This window comes from Cupriavidus sp. WGlv3, assembly GCF_023952475.1.
GTDB lineage: Bacteria > Pseudomonadota > Gammaproteobacteria > Burkholderiales > Burkholderiaceae > Cupriavidus > Cupriavidus phytorum.
Map to the genome: position 1 here is coordinate 28,480 of NZ_JALHRX010000008.1, position 17,220 is coordinate 45,699.

At 66.5% G+C, this 17,220-nt stretch carries 15 protein-coding genes; 7 read left to right on the plus strand and 8 right to left on the minus strand.

What is annotated here, in order from left to right:
• Window positions 1-117: 117 nt before the first annotated feature.
• Together MKD38_RS15090 and MKD38_RS15095 are read right to left on the minus strand one after the other, a co-directional pair.
• Window positions 118-1,587, minus strand: a complete 1,470-nt coding sequence (locus MKD38_RS15090; RefSeq protein WP_252677948.1) for a coniferyl aldehyde dehydrogenase — start codon at window positions 1,585-1,587, stop codon at window positions 118-120.
• A complete protein-coding gene (locus MKD38_RS15095) occupies window positions 1,584-2,492 on the minus strand; it encodes a sterol desaturase family protein (RefSeq protein ID WP_252677949.1) in 909 nt (302 codons plus the stop codon). The genes MKD38_RS15090 and MKD38_RS15095 overlap by 4 nt, the downstream gene beginning before the upstream one ends.
• A gap of 122 nt (window positions 2,493-2,614) precedes the next feature.
• Between MKD38_RS15095 and MKD38_RS15100 the strand changes: the two genes are divergently transcribed.
• On the plus strand, window positions 2,615-3,523 hold the full coding sequence (locus MKD38_RS15100; RefSeq protein ID WP_305882524.1) for a LysR family transcriptional regulator: 909 nt from the start codon (window positions 2,615-2,617) through the stop codon (window positions 3,521-3,523).
• Window positions 3,524-3,553: 30 nt separating this feature from the next.
• On the opposite strand, the gene MKD38_RS15105 is transcribed toward MKD38_RS15100, so the two are convergent.
• The 5 genes from MKD38_RS15105 to MKD38_RS15125 form a co-directional block, all read right to left on the minus strand.
• Window positions 3,554-4,405 carry an EamA family transporter gene (locus MKD38_RS15105; RefSeq protein WP_252677950.1) on the minus strand — a complete coding sequence of 284 codons (852 nt, stop codon included), beginning with the start codon at window positions 4,403-4,405 and terminating at the stop codon, window positions 3,554-3,556.
• A gap of 107 nt (window positions 4,406-4,512) precedes the next feature.
• Entirely contained in the window at window positions 4,513-5,646 is a 1,134-nt protein-coding gene (locus MKD38_RS15110) for a 2-aminoethylphosphonate--pyruvate transaminase (protein WP_252677951.1), read from the minus strand.
• Window positions 5,647-5,683: 37 nt separating this feature from the next.
• Window positions 5,684-7,522, minus strand: a complete 1,839-nt coding sequence (locus tag MKD38_RS15115) for a putative 2-aminoethylphosphonate ABC transporter permease subunit (RefSeq protein ID WP_252677952.1) — start codon at window positions 7,520-7,522, stop codon at window positions 5,684-5,686.
• Window positions 7,513-8,655 carry a putative 2-aminoethylphosphonate ABC transporter ATP-binding protein gene (locus MKD38_RS15120; RefSeq protein ID WP_252677953.1) on the minus strand — a complete coding sequence of 381 codons (1,143 nt, stop codon included), beginning with the start codon at window positions 8,653-8,655 and terminating at the stop codon, window positions 7,513-7,515. The genes MKD38_RS15115 and MKD38_RS15120 overlap by 10 nt, the downstream gene beginning before the upstream one ends.
• Before the next feature lie 71 nt (window positions 8,656-8,726).
• Entirely contained in the window at window positions 8,727-9,761 is a 1,035-nt protein-coding gene (locus MKD38_RS15125; RefSeq protein WP_252677954.1) for a putative 2-aminoethylphosphonate ABC transporter substrate-binding protein, read from the minus strand.
• A gap of 264 nt (window positions 9,762-10,025) precedes the next feature.
• Here MKD38_RS15125 and MKD38_RS15130 point away from each other — a divergent pair, with 264 nt between their 5' ends.
• From MKD38_RS15130 to MKD38_RS15155, 6 genes are all read left to right on the plus strand, one after another.
• Window positions 10,026-10,742, plus strand: coding sequence for a phosphonate utilization associated transcriptional regulator (locus MKD38_RS15130; RefSeq protein WP_252677955.1), 717 nt, complete (start codon window positions 10,026-10,028; stop codon window positions 10,740-10,742).
• 72 nt (window positions 10,743-10,814) lie between these two features.
• Window positions 10,815-12,077 carry a phosphonoacetate hydrolase gene (gene phnA / locus MKD38_RS15135; protein ID WP_252677957.1) on the plus strand — a complete coding sequence of 421 codons (1,263 nt, stop codon included), beginning with the start codon at window positions 10,815-10,817 and terminating at the stop codon, window positions 12,075-12,077.
• A gap of 68 nt (window positions 12,078-12,145) precedes the next feature.
• Window positions 12,146-13,609 (plus strand): phosphonoacetaldehyde dehydrogenase, encoded by a 1,464-nt coding sequence (phnY, locus tag MKD38_RS15140; RefSeq protein ID WP_252677959.1) that lies wholly within the window; start codon window positions 12,146-12,148, stop codon window positions 13,607-13,609.
• 253 nt (window positions 13,610-13,862) lie between these two features.
• Window positions 13,863-14,618: a DeoR/GlpR family DNA-binding transcription regulator gene (locus tag MKD38_RS15145; protein WP_092310324.1), complete on the plus strand. Its 756-nt coding sequence runs from the start codon at window positions 13,863-13,865 to the stop codon at window positions 14,616-14,618.
• 288 nt (window positions 14,619-14,906) lie between these two features.
• A complete protein-coding gene (gene gdhA, locus MKD38_RS15150; RefSeq protein ID WP_252677960.1) occupies window positions 14,907-16,250 on the plus strand; it encodes an NADP-specific glutamate dehydrogenase in 1,344 nt (447 codons plus the stop codon).
• Window positions 16,251-16,342: 92 nt separating this feature from the next.
• Window positions 16,343-16,648, plus strand: coding sequence for a DUF1272 domain-containing protein (locus tag MKD38_RS15155; RefSeq protein ID WP_252677961.1), 306 nt, complete (start codon window positions 16,343-16,345; stop codon window positions 16,646-16,648).
• Here MKD38_RS15155 and MKD38_RS15160 read toward each other — a convergent pair.
• Complete coding sequence (locus tag MKD38_RS15160; protein WP_252677962.1) at window positions 16,645-17,079, minus strand: phasin family protein; 435 nt, start codon at window positions 17,077-17,079, stop codon at window positions 16,645-16,647. The genes MKD38_RS15155 and MKD38_RS15160 overlap by 4 nt on opposite strands.
• Window positions 17,080-17,220 lie beyond the last annotated feature (141 nt).

Consider the following 17,220-nt stretch of genomic DNA (forward strand, 5'->3'; position numbering starts at 1 on the left):
TGGGAACGATGATCAGCGTGTGGCTGAATCTTATTCCACAAAATGCCAAATAACAACGCAAAATGCAACATAGGCGCTCGCGAGGTCGCGCGGCAGTGGCAACTAAAGCGCCGGAGGTCAGAAGGGCCCTTTCACCTCAGAATCGCCATGTCCGGCGAACAGCTTCAGCGTCAGGCGCTGCGCAAGGTTGCCATACGGCGGAAGGAACAAGCCGATAGGAAAGAAGCGATGCCGCTTGAACACGGTGCGCGCGTGCGACAGCTCCCGGAACCCCTCCTCGCCGTGATAATTGCCCATCCCTGACTGGCCGACGCCGCCAAAGGGCGCATCGTGGTTGACCACGTGCCAGGCCCAGTCGTTGATCGTGACCCCGCCGGAATGCGTGCGCGCCAGCAGCTTCTCGCGTTCAGGCTTGTCATGGCTGAAGCAGTACAGCGCCAGCGGGCGTGCTTGTTGCTGCACCATTTCGATTGCTTGCTCGTGCGTGTCGTAGGGCACCACGGGCAAGACGGGACCGAAGATTTCCTCGCGCATCAGGCGCATCTGCGGCGTGCAATGCGTGACGATATGGAGTGGCATGCGCCGCCCGCTGCCAACCTCGCCGCAGGCGATGACCGTCGCGCCCTTGGCGCGTGCATCGTCCAGCAGGTCCAGTATCCGCGCCGCGTGGCGGTCGGTGGCCAGCGCTGTGTAGTCGGCGTTGGTGTCAGTCAGCTTGCCGAACAGTTTCCCAAAACTCTGCTGCAATGCGTCGACGAAGGCGTCCACCTGCTCTCGCGGCACCAATGCATAGTCAGGTGCCACGCAGATCTGCCCGCAGTTGATCCCCTTGCCATGGGCGATGCTTCTGGCGGCCTCGCGCACCGGATAGTCGCGCAACACGATGGCAGGCGACTTGCCGCCGAGTTCCAGCGTGACCGGCGTGAGATTGCGCGCTGCCTGGGCCATGACAATGCGGCCCACCGCCGGCGAGCCGGTGAACACAATGTGGTTGAAGGGCAGGGCGGTGAAGACGGCGGGATCTTCCAGCTCCTCGCCAATCAGCGCAACATGGTCCTCGGCGAAGACCTCGCCCAGCATCTTCCTGAGCGTGGCGTTGGTGGCCGGAGTGGTCTCCGGCATCCTGATCATGACGCGGTTGCCTGCCGCCAGCGCTGTCACCAGCGGCCCGAGCGACAGGTAGACCGGGAAATTCCAGGTGGCGATAACCCCGACCACGCCCTTGGGCTGGTATCTCACCTGGAGGCTGTTGGTCGCAAACAGCAGTTCGGGCCTGCGTCGGCTCGGGCGCATCCAGCGGCGCAGGTGCGAGATCGCGTGCCGGATTTCGAGCGTGGTCGGCAGGACTTCCAACATCTTGGTTTCGGCCACGGCCCGCTCGCCGAAGTCGCGCGAAATTGCCTCGGCCAGCACGTCCTGGTAGCGCAGCAGTTGCCGTTTGAGTGCGTGCAGGTGGTTCCGTCTTGTGCCGGCGTCCGGGCAGGTGTCCTGCAGGAAGGCTTGCTGCTGGGCAGCGAATAGCGCTTCCACGCGGGCATGCTCAATGACCTGGCTGGCCTGCTGATCTGTCAGCGCGCGGTCATTCATGCCGACCTCCGCTGTTCGGTGGCCTGCGGCAGCGTATCGGATCGGGTTTCCTCTTCGGCATAGGCGCGGCCGCCAAAGCGCAGCGCGGAATGTTCGCGACGAGACTGGCACAGCGGGTAGAACATCTGGATGAACCAGCGCTCCTGACCAAAGATCAGATCGTCCTGCAAGCCGACCTTGGTCGGGTACTTGCGCGTGATGTGGGCGGTGCCGAACAGGATGTCCCAGAAGAACAGGAGATTGCCGAAGTTGCCCTTGTAATGCCCGATGCCGTCCTCGTTGGTCAGCGCGTGATGGGCCCAGTGCGTGGCAGGCGTCGAGATGGTCCGTTCCAGCAGCCACATCAGCGGGCGCAGCACACGGATCCTGTACAAGGGCTCGTCCCAGCGCCATGCGCTATGCGCCCCGAGAATCACGGCGATCTTGATGACGAAGTAGACGCCGTAGACCTTGGCAAAGCCGAGGTACAGCAACACACCCGCGAACCAGAGACCCGGCATCATCAGGTAATAGAAGAAGTTGTTGCGGTACGTGATGCGGATGCTCATGTATTGCGCGGTGTGGTGCGCACGGTGCAATGGCCACAACAATGGGGTATGCGAGATCCGATGCCACCAGTACTGGGTCAGGTCATCGCAAACCAGCAGGATCGCGGCCATGGCCCACCACGGCAGGTCCGCCCAGGCGCCACGCTGTTCCGGAATCAGCCACGTGCAGAGCACGTTCGTGGCGAGCACGAGCAGCGGCTGCACCACGGCCAGCAAGCTCAGGAACATGGCCAGTTCCAGCCGGGTGTCGTCCTGTGTAGCGTGAACGCTATCTTTGTAGCGCCGTGTGACGATCTCCAGCCCGGCAAAGCCAAGCATGAGTGTCACGATCAATATGTTCTGTAGCTGCGGACTCATGTGGGTGTCTCCGATCTCGCTTTATGGGCTGTATGACGCCAGCGTCCGGATGACTGTAGGCTTGCCGTGCTAATGCGTCCAATGCATACTTTGCAATGTTCTAATGCGTTGAGAGCATTGCAATGATGGACCTCCGCCGCCTCAGTCATGTCCTGGCGCTTGCCGATGAGTTGCATTTCGCGCGGGCGGCGGAGCGCGTTCACCTTAGCCAGCCAGCCTTCAGTCGCAGCATCCAGGCCATTGAAGGCGACCTTGGCATCCGCCTGTTCGATCGCGAGGTCGGAGATGTGCGGCCAACCCCGGCCGGCGAATTCGTGGTCGCGCGGGCGCGGCGGCTGCTGTTCGAGGCACGCTGCCTGCAGCGCGATGTCGATCTCTATCGCGACAGTCAGTTGGGCGACACGGCATTCGGCATCGGGCCCTTCCCGGCCGCGACCCTCTTGCCGCTGGTGCTGACCGAATTGCGCCGACTGCATCCGGAGGTTGCCTTGCGCGTGGAGGAGAGCAACTGGCAGCAGTTGCTGGAACGCCTGCGCGCCGAGGATATCGAGTTCTTCGTCGCCGATGTGCGCGACCTGCCTGATGACGCGGCGCTGGATATCCGTCCCCTGGGAAAGCAGCGCGGCGACCTCTACGTCCGCGCCGCGCATCCGCTTGCCGGACGTCAATGCTCATTGAAGGACGCCTGGGCGTACGGCATCGCGGCGACGAAGCTGCCAAGCCCGGTGCGAGCTGCGCTGGCAAGGTTGCTTGGTTTACCTGCGGGCCAGGAACCCGTCCTTGCGCTGGAATGCGATGACATTGCCGTGCTCCGGCGCGTGGCGTTGTCCACCGACACGGTGCTTGCCGCGACGCAGGTGTCGATGCGGGCAGATGTTGAGTCAGGCGCGCTGTTGCCGCTGCAAATCCGCGGGCTGCCCTCGCTGTATTCCGAAATGGGAGTGGTGAGCCTTCGCAACCGGACGCCATCGCCGATGGCGCAGAATGCCATCGCCTGCTTCACGCGGGTAGCCCGCGAAATGAACCGCTAGCTGACGCGGATCGCCACGGGAATATGACTGCTACCGCGCCATCTGCAGCGTCACAATGCCCGCAAGCACCAGCGCTGTGGCAATCAGCCGCCGCCGGTCGAAAGCCTCGCGCAGCAGGAAGTGCCCCAGCAACGCGGCGAAGATCACGCTCGACTCGCGCAGCGCCGCCAGCTTGGCCACCGGCGCCATGGTCATGGCCCACAGCATCAGCGCATACGAGCCGACGCGGTTGATGCCGCCGATGCCGGCGCGCTTCCATTCCGTGCGCAGCAGCGCCAGCAGTGACGTGCCGCGGCGGGCAAAGGCATAGCCGGGCATGAACACGTGCGACATCGCCTGCAACCAGACGATGTAGGTCAGCACCTCGCCATGGCGCTTGACCGCGGTGCCGTCGATCACGGTGCCACCCGCCAGGCAGGCCCCGGCCAGCAGCGCGAAGCCAAGCAGGTCGGGCGCCTGCCGGCGCCAGTGCACCAGGCTGACCAGCCCGCAGCAGATCAGCGCGATGCCGGCATAGCCGCCCGGCCCCAGCCGTTCGCTGCCCGTGAGCAACAGCAGCATCGCCACCATCATCGGCGCGGAGCCGCGCATCAGCGGATAGGCCTGGCTGAAGTCGCCGCGGTTGTAGGCGGCCACCAATGACAGCTTGTAGACCACCTCCAGCGCCACGGTGGCCAGCAGGAACGGCCACACCTGCGGTGCCGGCATGGGCACCAGGAACAGGAAAGGCAGCGCCACCAGCAGGCAGAAGGTGTCGATCAGCGCCATCGACGACAACCGGTCGCCGCCGATCTTGACGATGGCGTTCCACGACGCATGCATCAGCGCCGACAGCATCACGGCGGCAAAGGCGAGGCCGTGGAAATCGGGAGGGAGGGACATGAAGGAATTGTTCTTGTGATCTGCTGGTGCATTCGTGCGCCCGCTTGTTTGCTCCCCTCTCCCGCATGCGGGAGAGGGGAGCTTGCTGCTGGCGTCGGAGAAATGACTTACGCCGCCTCCGCCAGCTGCCCCTGCATCTCGATCCCCATCTCCCGCAGCACCTCGCCGATCGCCGTCACCACGTTGCGCATCTCGTTGTCGTCGATCGCGCCGATGCAGCCCACGCGGAAGGTTTCCACCTGGGTCAGCTTGCCCGGGTACAGGATGTAGCCGCGCTCGCGCACCTTGGCGTAGAAGGTCTTGAAGTCATAGCGCGCATCCGCCGGTGCGTGGAAGGTGACGATGATCGGCGCCTGCACCGCCGCCGGCAGGAAGGTGCGGAAGCCCAGCGCCGCCATGCCCTGCACCAGCGTGTCGCAGTTGCGGCGATAGCGCGCGCCGCGCACCGGCTGGCCGCCTTCCTCCAGGAACTGGTCCAGCGCCGCGCGGAACGCCGCCACCACGTGCGTCGGCGGCGTGAAGCGCCACTGCGTGGTCTTCTGCATGTAGACGTACTGGTCGTAGAGGTCCAGCGCGAGCGAGTGGCTGTTGCCCTGGCTGGCTTCCAGCACGTCTTGCTTCACCAGCACGAAACCCATGCCGGGCACGCCCTCGATGCACTTGCCGGTGGCGGCCACCAGCGCATCGAAGGGCATGGTGCGGGCATCGATCTCGATCGCGCCGAACGAGCTCATGGCATCGACGATCAGGCCCTTGCCCAGGCGCTGGCACAGCAGCGCGATGTCCTGCAGCGGGTTGAGCACGCCGGCGCCGGTCTCGCAGTGCACCTGCGCCACATGCGTGATCGAGGGGTCGCGCCGCAGCGCTTCCTCGATCAGCGCAACACTGGCGGGCTGGTCTTCCGGGATCGGCAGTTCCACGCTGGCGCGCCCGAGAACCTTGCAGATCTTCAGGATGCGCTGGCAATAGGCGCCGTTCTGCGGCACCAGCACCTTGCCGTCGCGCGGTACCACGTTGGCGATCGCCGCTTCCACCGAGAAGGTGCCGCTGCCCTGCATCGGCACGCACACATGGGTGCCTTCGCCGTGAACGATGCGCACCAGGTCGTCGCACAGGCTGCGCGTGATGCTGTTGAAGCTGGCATCCCACGATCCCCAGTCGCGCAGCATGGCCTGCTTGGTGGCGAGCGAGGTGGTCAGGGGGCCGGGGGTCAGAAGGATCGGGTCGTTGCCGCGGATCATGGTGAGCTCCTGATTGGGAAGGAGTGAAAGTGGAAGATCAGTCGTTGCCCTGGCCCTGGCGCCAGGCCTGGGTCTTGCAATCGAGCACGCGTTGCAGCAGGTAATAGAGCAGGCAGGCGAAGGCCGAGGTCAGCACCACCAGCGTGGCCATGGCCGCCGCCGGGCCGATGTCGCCGGACTCGTCCAGGTTGACGATCTCGACCGAGGCCAGCTTGGTGTCGGCGCCGTACAGGAACACCACCGCTGAGACCGTGGTCATCGCATTGATGAACAGGTAGCGCGAGATCTCCAGGATGGCGGGCAGGCAGGCCGGCACCGTGACCTTGAAGAAGGTCTTGTAGAACGGCACCTTGAGCGATGCCGACACGGCCTCGAACTCGCTGTCGAGCTGCTTGAGCGCGGTCACCGCGGTCAGGTGGCACGACGCGTAGTAGTGGACGATGGTCACCAGCACCAGGATGCCCAGGGTCTGGTACAGCCCGTGCAGGGGATTGGCCTGCGGCACGAAGAAAAAGATGTAGCCCAGCCCCAGCACCAGCCCTGGCACGCCCATCGGCAGCACCGCCATCAGCCGCACAAAGCCGCGCAGCCAGTCCATGCCGCGGGTCTTCTCCAGCAGGTAGGCGGTGGCGAAGATGAACACCGGCCCGATCACCGCGGCCAGGCCCGCCATGCGCAAGCTGTTCAGGTAGGAATCGACCACGCCGCCCTCGACCAGCCCGACCCGGTAGTGGTTCAGCGACAGCGAGAAGTTGTACGGCCACAGCTTGACGAAGGACGCGTACACCGCCATGCCCATCACCGCCAGCATCAGCGCCGCCATCAGCCAGCAGAACACCGCCATGGCCATGTCATAGCGCGGGCTGCGGCGCGGCACGTAGGGCACCGAGCGCGCCGACATCAGCGCCATCTGGCGGCGCTGCACGCGCGCGTCGACGCAGTAGGTCACGGCCACCGGTACCAGCAGCATCAGCGACACCACCGCGCCTTGCGAGAAGTCCTGCATGCCGATCACCAGCTTGTAGATGTCGGTCGCCAGCATGTGGAAGTTGCCGCCGATCACCTTGGGGATGCCGAAGTCCGAGATCGCATAGGTGAACACCACCATGGCGGCGCTGACCAGCCCGTAGCGCGCGCCCGGCACGGTGATGGTGAAGAACTTGCGCACGGTCGAGGTGCCCAGCGCATCGGCGGCTTCATACAGCCGCGCGTCGGTCAGCGACAGCGCCGTGATCAGGATCATCAGCGCATGCGGAAAGGTGGCGAACACCAGCGACGCGACGATGCCCAGCGGTCCGTAGATCTGCGTGCTGCCCATCCACGGCTTGAACAGCCCCTGGTTGCCGAACCAGAAGATGAACGAGATCGCCGCCAGCAGCGAGGGCGCCAGCAGCGGGATCAGCGCCAGGTTGCGCAGCAGTCCCTTGCAGGCGATGCGGCTGCGCGTGAGCGCATAGGCAAAGCCGAACGCCAGCGGCACCGTGATGCAGGTGGCCAGCGCCGAGACCCACAGGCTGTTCCAGACCGAGCGCAGCAGCGCGGGCGACTCGAAGTAGGCGCGGAAGTGGGCGATGCCGGCCAGGGTGCCGTCGCGGTTCTGCACGCTCTTGGCCAGGATCATCACGATCGGCGCCAGCACGAAGCAGGCCAGCGCCAGCGCGGCCAGCGCCAGCAGCACGTGGGCCAGGCGGTCGGTCCAGTGCGAGCGCACCGAGGTGGCGACCAGCGCCGGCGAGACCGGCGGTGCCTGCAGCGGGGGCTGCGCGCCAGGGTCGGCAGGCCCCGCCGGCGCGCTGGCCGAGGCGGGGGCTAGGGTATCGGTAGCCGGCAGGGAGGCAGACGTGGTGGCCGGCGCCGCAGTGAGGCTCATGCGCATGCGTGGCGGAAGATGCGAATACGGTCAGCGGGAATGGCCAGGCGCAGCCGGTCGCCGGTGTGCGGGCGCAGCTCGTGCAGGTCATTGAGCGAGAGGTCGGCATAGAGCGCGCCCCCGGTTGCGCCGGGGGCACCCCCTGCCGCGGGCGCGGCGTCGGGCAGCCGCAGCGTCAGCCGCGAGAAGGCGCCGAGGAACTCGATCTTGTCGACGGTGGCCTCCAGCACATTGGGGCCATGCTGTTCGATGCCACGCACGCACACGTCTTCGGGGCGGAAGAACACCTGCACGTCCTCGTCGGGGCAGCAGCCCGCCGGCGCGGCGCAGCGCATGCGCACGCCGCCCAGGTGCAGCTCGCCGTCGCCGCAGACGCGCGCGCCCAGCATGTTGGTCTTGCCGACGAAGTCCGCCGCGAACGGCGTGGCCGGGCGCTGGTAGACCTGCGCCGGGGTGCCGACCTGCTCGATCGCGCCCTGGTTCATCACCACGATGCGGTCCGCCATCGACAGCGCCTCTTCCTGGTCGTGCGTGACCAGGATGGTGGTGATGTTCAGCCGCTGCTGCAGCGCGCGGATCTCGCTGCGCAGCCGCACCCGCACGCGCGCGTCGAGCGCCGACAGCGGCTCGTCCAGCAACAGCAGGCCGGGCGAGGTGGCCAGCGCGCGCGCGATCGCCACGCGCTGCTGCTGGCCGCCCGACAGCTGCGCCGGGTACTGGTTGCCGCGATCGGGCAGCCCCACCAGCGTCAGCAGTTCCGCCACGCGGGCGCGGCGCTGGTCGCGCGGCATGCGCCGGTTGACCAGGCCGTAGGCGACGTTGTCGGCCACGGTCAGGTTGGGGAACAGCGCATAGGACTGGAACACGATGCCGTAGTCGCGCTCCATCGGCGGCAGCGTGGAGATATCGCGCCCGCCCTGGTGGATGGTGCCGGCGTTCTGCGATTCCAGCCCCGCGATGATGCGCAGCAGCGTGGTCTTGCCGCAGCCCGACGGGCCCAGGAAGCACAGTAGCTCGCCCTGGCGCACGTCGAGGTCGATGTTGTGCAGGGCGACGAAGGCGCCGCTGCTGCCGCCGAAGCGCTTGTGAATGCCTTTCAGGCTGAGGTAGGTGTCGGCCGTGGATGTGGGGGCTTGCATGGCGTGGGAGTCCTCGCGCGATGTGGTATCGGTCTTTGCCGTCCGTCCCGCTTTCGCGGGACGACGGGTGGCTACTGCTTGGCCTCCGACTTGCTGGCGTAGCGCTTCTGCCATTCGGTCAGCACGCGCTCGCGGTTTTTGGCGATATAGCTGAAATCGTTCTTGACCAGCATCTGCTCGTAGTTGGCCGGGATGGTCTCGACCTTTCTCGCCACGCCGGGGTAGGCCACGATGGCCCAGTCCTTGGCAAACAGCTGGTTGGCTTCCTTGCTGGCCAGCCAGTCCAGGTAGCGTTGCGCGGCCTCCATCTTCTTCGTGCCCTTCACGATGCCGGCGGCCTCGATGTCGTAGCCCAGCCCCTCCTTGGGGAAGATCATCTCGATCGGCGCGCCCGCGGCCAGGGTCTTGTGCGCGCGCAGCTCGAACGAGATGCCGATCGGGAACTCGCCCGAGCCCGCCTGCTTGCAGGGCTTGGAGCCGGAATGCGTGTACTGCGCGATGTTCTCGTGCAGCGCGTCCATGTACTTCCAGCCTTCCTGCTCGCCGTAGAGCTGCAGCCAGGCGGTCACGTCGAGGAAGCCGGTGCCGGACGAGGCTGGGTTGGGCATCACGATGGTGCCCTTGTAGACCGGCTTGGCCAGGTCCTTCCAGGTCTCGGGGCGCGGCAGGTTGCGTTTCTTGGCCTCGATGGTGTTGAAGCAGATGGTCGCCCCCCAAACATCCAGGCCCACCCACGACGGCGGCGTGGCCTTGTCGCTGTAGTCGCGCGTCAGCTTCTCGAAGCCCTTGGGGGTGTAGGGCGCGAGCATCCCTTCCTGCTTGAGCAGTTCCAGGCTCGACGCCGCCAGCCCGGCGATCACGTCGGCCTGCGGGTTGGCTTTCTCGGCCAGTGCCTTGGCGGTGATCACGCCGGTGGAATCGCGCACGTATTTCAGCTCGATATCGGGCGCCACCTTGGCGAAGCCTTCGGCATAGGGCTTGAGGGTCTCGGTTTCCCACGCCGTATAGACGGTGAGCGTGGTCTTCTGGGCCAGCGCGGTGCCGGAGGCGGCTAGCGCAAACAGGGTGGCGGCGGTGCGCAGGGTGGTGGTGAAGGACGGTTGCATGGGGACTCCTTCCGGCATTGTAGGTGTAGAAATGTGTCAATGTGGTGAATCTGTTGCAATGTCATGGGGCGGGCTGCACAACATCGAATCGCCGTAAAACCCTTGTGCTGCAACACTTGCAAGACATATGCCAAACCTTTTGCGCTTGCTTCGTCACCCATCTGACTGCGCCGATGTCTTGATTGTTGACAATATACAAACCGCTTGCTTTAATGGCAATAAGGATTTTCGATACTGCTGAATCCGTCACAAACGGGAGTGTTCATGTCACGCCAAGCCCCGCTGGCGAGCGAAATCACCATCCTGCAGAGCCAGTCGCTGACCACCCTGGTGCAGCGCGAACTGGAGTTGCGGATCATGTCCGGCGAACTGGCACCCGGCGCCAAGCTCAACGAGATCGAAGTCGCCGGGCAGCTCAATGTGTCGCGCGGTCCGGTGCGGGAGGCATTTCGCGCGCTGGAGCAGGCCGGCCTGCTGCGCACCGAGAAGAACCGCGGCGTGTATGTGCGTGCCATCTCGGTGGAGGAAGCCGATGAGATCTATGAACTGCGCGCGGTGCTGGACGAATTCATCGGCCGGCAGCTGGCCGCCCGCATCACGCCCGAGAGCTTGCGCGAGCTGCGCGCCCTGGTGGAGGCGCTCGACGCGGCGAGCGAGGCGCGCGATGTCGATGAATACACGCGGCTGAACCTGACCTTCCACGACCGCATGGTCGAGCTGGCCGGCAACCGCAAGCTGCTGGAGACCTACCGGCGCCTGGTCAAGGAACTGACGCTGTTCCGGCGCGAGGCGCTGTCGCGCAGCCACGCCGCCATGCCCGATTCCACCCGCGAGCACCGCGCCATCGTCTCGGCGATTGCCGCGCGCGACGGCGAACTGGCCGCGCGCCTGATGCGCGAGCATGTCGAGCGCGGCCGCGCACGCATGCATGCCGCGGTGGCCCCGGCAGGCCCCGGCACCGGCACCGATGGCGCCGCCTGAAACTGACCAAGCCTGACCGAATCCCCCCGCTGCTACCGCCTTACCGACCGCGATCCCGCACAGGAACCGACCATGCCCGATACCAACGCCCGCACCATCACCGTCAACCAGCGCAGCTATCGCTGGATGCAGCAGCCCGTCGTGGTGGTCTGCGTCGACGGCTGCGAGTTCGATTACCTGGAAGCCGCCGCGGCCAGCGGCCGCGCGCCTTACCTGAAGAGGCTGCTGGAGGCCGGTTCCGCCTTCCGCGGCGCGTGCGTGGTGCCGACCTTCACCAACCCCAACAACCTTTCCATCGTCTGCGGCGCGCCGCCCGCGGTCCACGGCATCTGCGGCAACTACTTCTTTGACCGCAGCGCCAACGGCGGGCGCGGCGAGGAAGTGATGATGAACGACCCCAAGTACCTGCGTGCAGGCACCATCCTGGCCGCCTTTGCCGAGGCCGGCGCCAGCGTCGCGGTGGTCACCGCCAAGGACAAGCTGCGCCGGCTGCTGGGCCACGGCATGCAGGGCATCTGCTTCTCGTCGGAGAAGGCCGACCAGGCCACCGTGGCGGAGAACGGCATCGACGGCGTGCTCGATCTGGTGGGCATGCCGGTGCCGGACGTCTATAGCGCCGAGCTGTCCGAATTCGTTTTCGCCGCCGGCGTGCGCCTGATGGAAACGCGCCGCCCGGACCTGATGTACCTGTCCACCACCGACTATATCCAGCACAAGTTCGCGCCCGGCTCGGACGGTGCCAATGCCTTCTACGCGATGATGGACCAGTACCTGGCGCGGCTGGACGAACTCGGCTGCGTGGTGGCGCTGACCGCCGACCACGGCATGAACGCCAAGCATGACGAGGCCACCAAGGCGCCCAACGTGATCTACCTGCAAGACCAGCTGGATGCCTGGCTGGGCCGCGGCGTGGAGGAGGGCGGCGCGCGCGTGATCCTGCCGATCACCGACCCGTACGTGGTTCACCACGGCGCGCTGGGCTCCTACGCCACCATCTACCTGCCCGACGATGCCGACGCCGCCGCGATCCAGGCGCGCCTGTCGGACCTGCAGGGCGTGGAAAGCGTGCTGACCAACGCCGACGCCTGCGCGCGCTTCGAGCTGCCGTCCGACCGCGTCGGCGACCTGGTGGTCACCAGCGACAAGCACGTGGTGCTGGGCACCAGCCGCAGCCGCCATGACCTGTCCGGCCTCGACGCGCCGCTGCGCTCGCACGGTGGCGTGTCGGAGCAGACCGTGCCGCTGGTGTTCAACCGCGCCACCGCCGGCATTCCCGGCAAGGCCGTGCTGCGCAATTTCGACATCTTCGATGTCGCGTTGAACCACCTGCACTGAACGCCTGCATCGCATCTGTCGGTTCAGGCCGCCGCCTGAACTGAGCACGCATCTTCCGGAGGAGACCCATGAACGCCCCCCAATTTCCCGCTGGCGCCGTCAGCCCGCATTTCCGCGCCGAGGCGCTGCGCATCGACGGCCAGAAGATCGTGCGCGAGCGCGTGATCGAAGTGCGCAATCCGTTCGACGGCGCGCTGGTGGGCACCGTGCCCAAGGCCACGCTCGAAGACGTGCGCCGCGCCTTCGAGGTGGGCCAGGCCTACCGCGCCACCCTGACGCGCTACGAGCGCGCCGCCATCCTCAACCGCGCCGCGGCGCTGCTGCGCGAGCGCACCGAGGAGGCGTCGGACCTGATTACGCTGGAATCCGGCCTGTCCAAGAAGGATTCGCTGTACGAGATCGGCCGCGTCGCCGACGTGCTGGGCTTTGCCGCCACCGAGGCGCTGCGCGACGACGGCCAGCTGTTCTCGTGCGACCTGACGCCGCACGGCAAGAAGCGCCGCGTGATGACCCAGCGCGAGCCGCTGATGGGCGTGATCAGCGCGATCACGCCGTTCAACCACCCGATGAACCAGGTCGCGCACAAGGTGGCGCCATCGATCGCCACCAATAACCGCATGGTGCTCAAGCCGTCGGAAAAGGTGCCGCTGTCGGCGTTCTACCTGGCCGACCTGCTGTACGAAGCCGGCCTGCCGCCGCAGATGTTCCAGGTGGTGACCGGCGATCCGCGCGAGATTGCCGACGAGCTGATCACGCACCCGGCGGTGGACCTGGTCACCTTTACCGGCGGCGTGGCGATCGGCAAGTACATCGCCAGCAAGGCCGGTTACAAGCGCGTGGTGCTGGAGCTGGGCGGCAACGACCCGCTGATCGTGCTGGACGACGCCGACCTCGACCGTGCCTCCGATCTGGCGGTGCAGGGCTCGTACAAGAACTCCGGCCAGCGCTGCACCGCGGTCAAGCGCATGCTGGTGCACCAGGCCGTGGCGGCGCGCTTTACCGAACTGGTGGTGGAGAAGACCCGCGCGTGGAAGTACGGTGACCCGATGGACCGCGGCGTCGACATGGGCACCGTCATCGACGAAGAGGCGGCCATGCTGTTCGAGGCGCGCGTCAACGAGGCGGTCGCGCAGGGCGCGCGGCTGCTGGTCGGCAACCAGCGCAACGGCGCCAGCTACGCGCCCACCGTGATCGATCGCGTCGACCCGGCGATGACGGTGGTGCGCGAGGAAACCTTCGGTCCGGTCTCGCCGATCATCACTTTCCGTGACGTGGACGATGCCATCCGGATTTCCAACGGCACCGCGTTCGGGCTGTCGTCGGGGGTGTGCACCAACAATATCGAGGCCTTCACCAGGATCGCCAATTCGCTGCATGTGGGCACCGTCAACCTGTGGGAAGTGCCTGGCTACCGCATCGAGCTGACGCCGTTCGGCGGGATCAAGGATTCGGGGCTGGGCTACAAGGAGGGGGTGCAGGAGGCGGCGAAGAGTTTTACCAACCTGAAGACGATTACGTTGCCGTGGGGGTGAGGCACTGAAGGCATGGCCCGGACGCTGGTTTGCTCCCCTCTCCCGCGTGCGGGAGAGGGGCCGGGGGAGAGGGCCGGCGCTGGCAATCACGACAGCCCTCACTTCGTGGAGGCTTCGGCCCTCTCCCCAACCCTCTCCCGCAAGCGGGAGAGGGAGCCTGCCAGCGGTCGTTTGCAGGGCAGGGTGCCTTCGCACGCCAAGGATAGGCTGCGCTAGAATCAGCCCCCAAGTCCCCGATCCTCCCGGAGTCCCTGTGCTCGCCGAACAACGGCAGAAATACATCCTCGACCAGCTGTCCGCGACCGGCGCGCTGGCCATCAGCGAGCTGGTGAGCGAGCTCGACGTATCGCGCGAGACCATCCGGCGCGACCTCAACGCGCTGGCCACGCGCGGGCTGCTGGTGCTGACCCACGGCGGCGCGCTGGCGCCCGACCGGACCGAGCCCGATACCCAGACCCGCGCGCAGGTCAATGCCGAGGGCAAGCGCGCCATCGGCGTGCGCGCGGCCGAGCTGGTGCGCGACGGTGCCTCGCTGATCCTGGACTACGGCACCACCACGCATGCGGTGGCGCAGGCGCTGCACGGGCACCACAACCTGCTGGTCTACACCAATGACCTCGCCATCGCCCAGCTGCTGGGCCGGCGCAACGGCAACCGCGTGATCGTGCTGGGCGGCGAGCTGCAGGACAACGAAGACGCCACCCACGGCTGGGACACCATCGAGCAGCTGTCGCGCTACCACACCGACTTCGCCTTTATCGGCATCGGCGGCATCACCCCGCGCGGCGAGATCTGCGATTTCTCGCGCGCCGCGGCCGAGCTGCGCAGCCGCATGCTGCTGGCCGCCGACGTGGCCTGCGTGGTCGCCGACCACACCAAGTTCGGCCGCAACACCGGCGTCACCATCAAGCATGCCGAGCTGGCGGCCTGGGTGATAACCGACATGGCGCCGGAGCCCGAGCTGGGCGCGGCGCTGAAGGAACGGGGCAACAAGCTGCTGATTGCCTGACGGCCGGGCATCGGCTGGTGGACCGCCATGTCCGCTGATCGCACGCAAATCCGTCCGGCCGCGCACCGAAATGCGGCTTTGACGCCGCTGTCACAGGTGTTTTGACTGTCGTGTGCCCCATGGCGGTGCTAAAGTGCTGGGTTGTCGGACCGGCACGGTCAGCCGTGCCCGTCCGATAAACCGGAGGCGACCCACCTTCCATCGGCGCAACGCCAGACGGCACCGCAGACCGGCATCCAGCCGGCAAGGCTGCCGGATCCTGCCACTCCAGCACAGCAAGAGACATCCGTGAATTCTCCTTCCCTTGAAGCATTTCTGGCGGGGGTTGCCCGCCGCGACCCCAATCAACCCGAATTCCTCCAGGCCGTGAAGGAAGTCATGATGACGCTGTGGCCGTTCGTCGAGCGCAATCCGCGCTACGCCGACGAGGCCCTGCTCGAGCGGCTGGTGGAGCCCGAGCGCGTGATCCAGTTCCGCGTGGCGTGGACCGATGACCAGAACCGCGTGCAGGTCAACCGCGCCTTCCGCGTGCAGCACAGCTCCGCCATCGGCCCGTTCAAGGGCGGCATGCGCTTCCACCCGACCGTGAACCTGTCGGTGCTGAAGTTCCTGGGCTTCGAGCAGACCTTCAAGAACGCGCTGACCACGCTGCCCATGGGCGGTGGCAAGGGCGGCTCGGACTTCGATCCCAAGGGCAAGTCCGACGCTGAAGTGATGCGCTTCTGCCAGGCGCTGGTGACCGAGCTGTACCGCCACCTGGGCCCGGATACCGACATCCCGGCCGGCGACATCGGCGTGGGCGCGCGCGAGGTCGGCTTCATGGCGGGCATGATGAAGAAGCTGTCGAACCAGTCGGCCTGCGTGTTCACCGGCAAGGGCCTGGCCTACGGCGGCAGCCTGATGCGCCCGGAAGCGACCGGCTACGGCACCGTCTACTTCGCCCAGGAAATGCTGCATCGTCGCGGGCGCGGCTTCGACGGGCTGCGCGTGCTGATCTCCGGCTCGGGCAATGTGGCGCAGTACGCGGCCGAGAAGGCCATCGAACTGGGCGCCAAGGTGCTGACGCTGTCCGACTCCGGCGGCGTGCTGCACTACCCGCAGGGAATGACCACCGAGCAGCTGGCCGAAGTGATGGCCTTCAAGAATGAAGAGCGCGGCCGCCTGTCGGACTTTGCCGCACGCCACGGCATGACCTTCGAAGCCGGCCGCACCCCCTGGCACGTGCCCGCCGACGTGGCGCTGCCGTGCGCGACGCAGAACGAACTCGACGGCAACGACGCCGAGACCCTGCTGGGCAACGGCGTGATCTGCGTGGCCGAAGGCGCCAACATGCCGTCGACGCTGGAAGCGGTGGACCGCTTTGTCGACGCGAAGATCCTGTACGCGCCGGGCAAGGCCAGCAACGCCGGCGGCGTGGCCACCTCCGGCCTGGAGATGTCGCAGAACGCGATGCGCCTGTCCTGGCACCATGCCGAGGTCGACGAGAAGCTGCACGCGATCATGAAGGACATCCACCAGAACTGCATCCACCACGGCCAGAAGGCGGATGGCTACATCAACTACGTCGAAGGCGCGAACATCGCCGGCTTCGTCAAGGTGGCCGACGCCATGCTGGCGCAAGGCGTGATCTGACGTGAAAGCAGCGGCCGGCGCCATGCCGGCCGCGCGGAATCCGGCTAGGATGGCGGTCCCGAACCGCTCATCCAGAAAAGGAGCCATGCGCCATGCTGGAACTCAGACCAGGCTGCGAACACTGCAACAAGCCCCTGCCGCCGGATTCCGCCGAAGCGCGCATCTGCTCGTTCGAATGCACCTTCTGCGCGGGCTGCGTCGAACTGCTCGGCAATGTCTGCCCGAATTGCGGCGGCGGCTTCGCGCCGCGGCCGGTGCGGCCGGCGCGGGACTGGAAGAACGGCAACTACCTGGGCAACAACCCGGCCAGTACCAGGGTCAAGCACCGGCCGGTGGACCTGGCCGCGCATGCCCGCCTGGTCGAGGCGGTGGGCCAGGTCTTGCCTGAGCGGCGCTAGCCGCGCGGTTTCGTTTTCGGCTGGAGGATCTCGCCAGCCTCCTTCACGTTCTGTTCGGCGCGCTTGCTGATCACGGCAAGCGCCTCGGCTTGCGCCTTCTGCGCGGTCTCGGCGAGCGCGCGCATATTCTCCAGCGCCTGGTGCAACTGCTGTTGCACGAACTCGCTGTGCCTGGCCATGGCCTCGGCCGGGTTGGCCGCCGTGCCGTACTGCTGCGCGGCCGCCTGCAGCTGCTGCATGGTCTGGGCGAAGATCTCCTGCTGCTTCCTCACGATGGCCTGCATGCCTTCATAGGCCAGCCGGTTGGCCTCGGTCAGGGCCTCGATGTCCTTGCGGCGCGCTTCGACCACCGCGCTCATGTCCACGCCCGGCAGGCGGAACTGTTCCATCATCCTGGTGAAATCGGCAAAGGGATTGGGAGGCGTGGCCATGCTGGGTCTCCTGGTGGAAGGACTGGCAGGTCGGCCGGCGGGGGTGGTGTGCCCTTTGGCCGGCATCCTGTCCACTATAGCCGGTATCCGCACACTTCTGGCCGTCAATCGAGGAAGACCCTAAAGTTACCGCCGCCGCTG

Bases quoted from the DNA above. Each gene is read 5' to 3' on its own strand.
- MKD38_RS15105 (WP_252677950.1), bottom strand. From the start codon at position 4,405: ATGTCCCTCCCTCCCGATTTCCACGGCCTCGCCTTTGCCGCCGTGATG.
- MKD38_RS15125 (WP_252677954.1), bottom strand. From the start codon at position 9,761: ATGCAACCGTCCTTCACCACCACCCTGCGCACCGCCGCCACCCTGTTT.
- MKD38_RS15120 (WP_252677953.1), bottom strand. From the start codon at position 8,655: ATGCAAGCCCCCACATCCACGGCCGACACCTACCTCAGCCTGAAAGGC.
- MKD38_RS15090 (WP_252677948.1), bottom strand. From the start codon at position 1,587: ATGAATGACCGCGCGCTGACAGATCAGCAGGCCAGCCAGGTCATTGAG.
- MKD38_RS15155 (WP_252677961.1), top strand. From the start codon at position 16,343: ATGCTGGAACTCAGACCAGGCTGCGAACACTGCAACAAGCCCCTGCCG.
- phnY (WP_252677959.1), top strand. From the start codon at position 12,146: ATGAACGCCCCCCAATTTCCCGCTGGCGCCGTCAGCCCGCATTTCCGC.
- MKD38_RS15160 (WP_252677962.1), bottom strand. From the start codon at position 17,079: ATGGCCACGCCTCCCAATCCCTTTGCCGATTTCACCAGGATGATGGAA.
- phnA (WP_252677957.1), top strand. From the start codon at position 10,815: ATGCCCGATACCAACGCCCGCACCATCACCGTCAACCAGCGCAGCTAT.
- MKD38_RS15110 (WP_252677951.1), bottom strand. From the start codon at position 5,646: ATGATCCGCGGCAACGACCCGATCCTTCTGACCCCCGGCCCCCTGACC.
- MKD38_RS15115 (WP_252677952.1), bottom strand. From the start codon at position 7,522: ATGCGCATGAGCCTCACTGCGGCGCCGGCCACCACGTCTGCCTCCCTG.
- MKD38_RS15100 (WP_305882524.1), top strand. From the start codon at position 2,615: ATGATGGACCTCCGCCGCCTCAGTCATGTCCTGGCGCTTGCCGATGAG.
- MKD38_RS15130 (WP_252677955.1), top strand. From the start codon at position 10,026: ATGTCACGCCAAGCCCCGCTGGCGAGCGAAATCACCATCCTGCAGAGC.
- MKD38_RS15095 (WP_252677949.1), bottom strand. From the start codon at position 2,492: ATGAGTCCGCAGCTACAGAACATATTGATCGTGACACTCATGCTTGGC.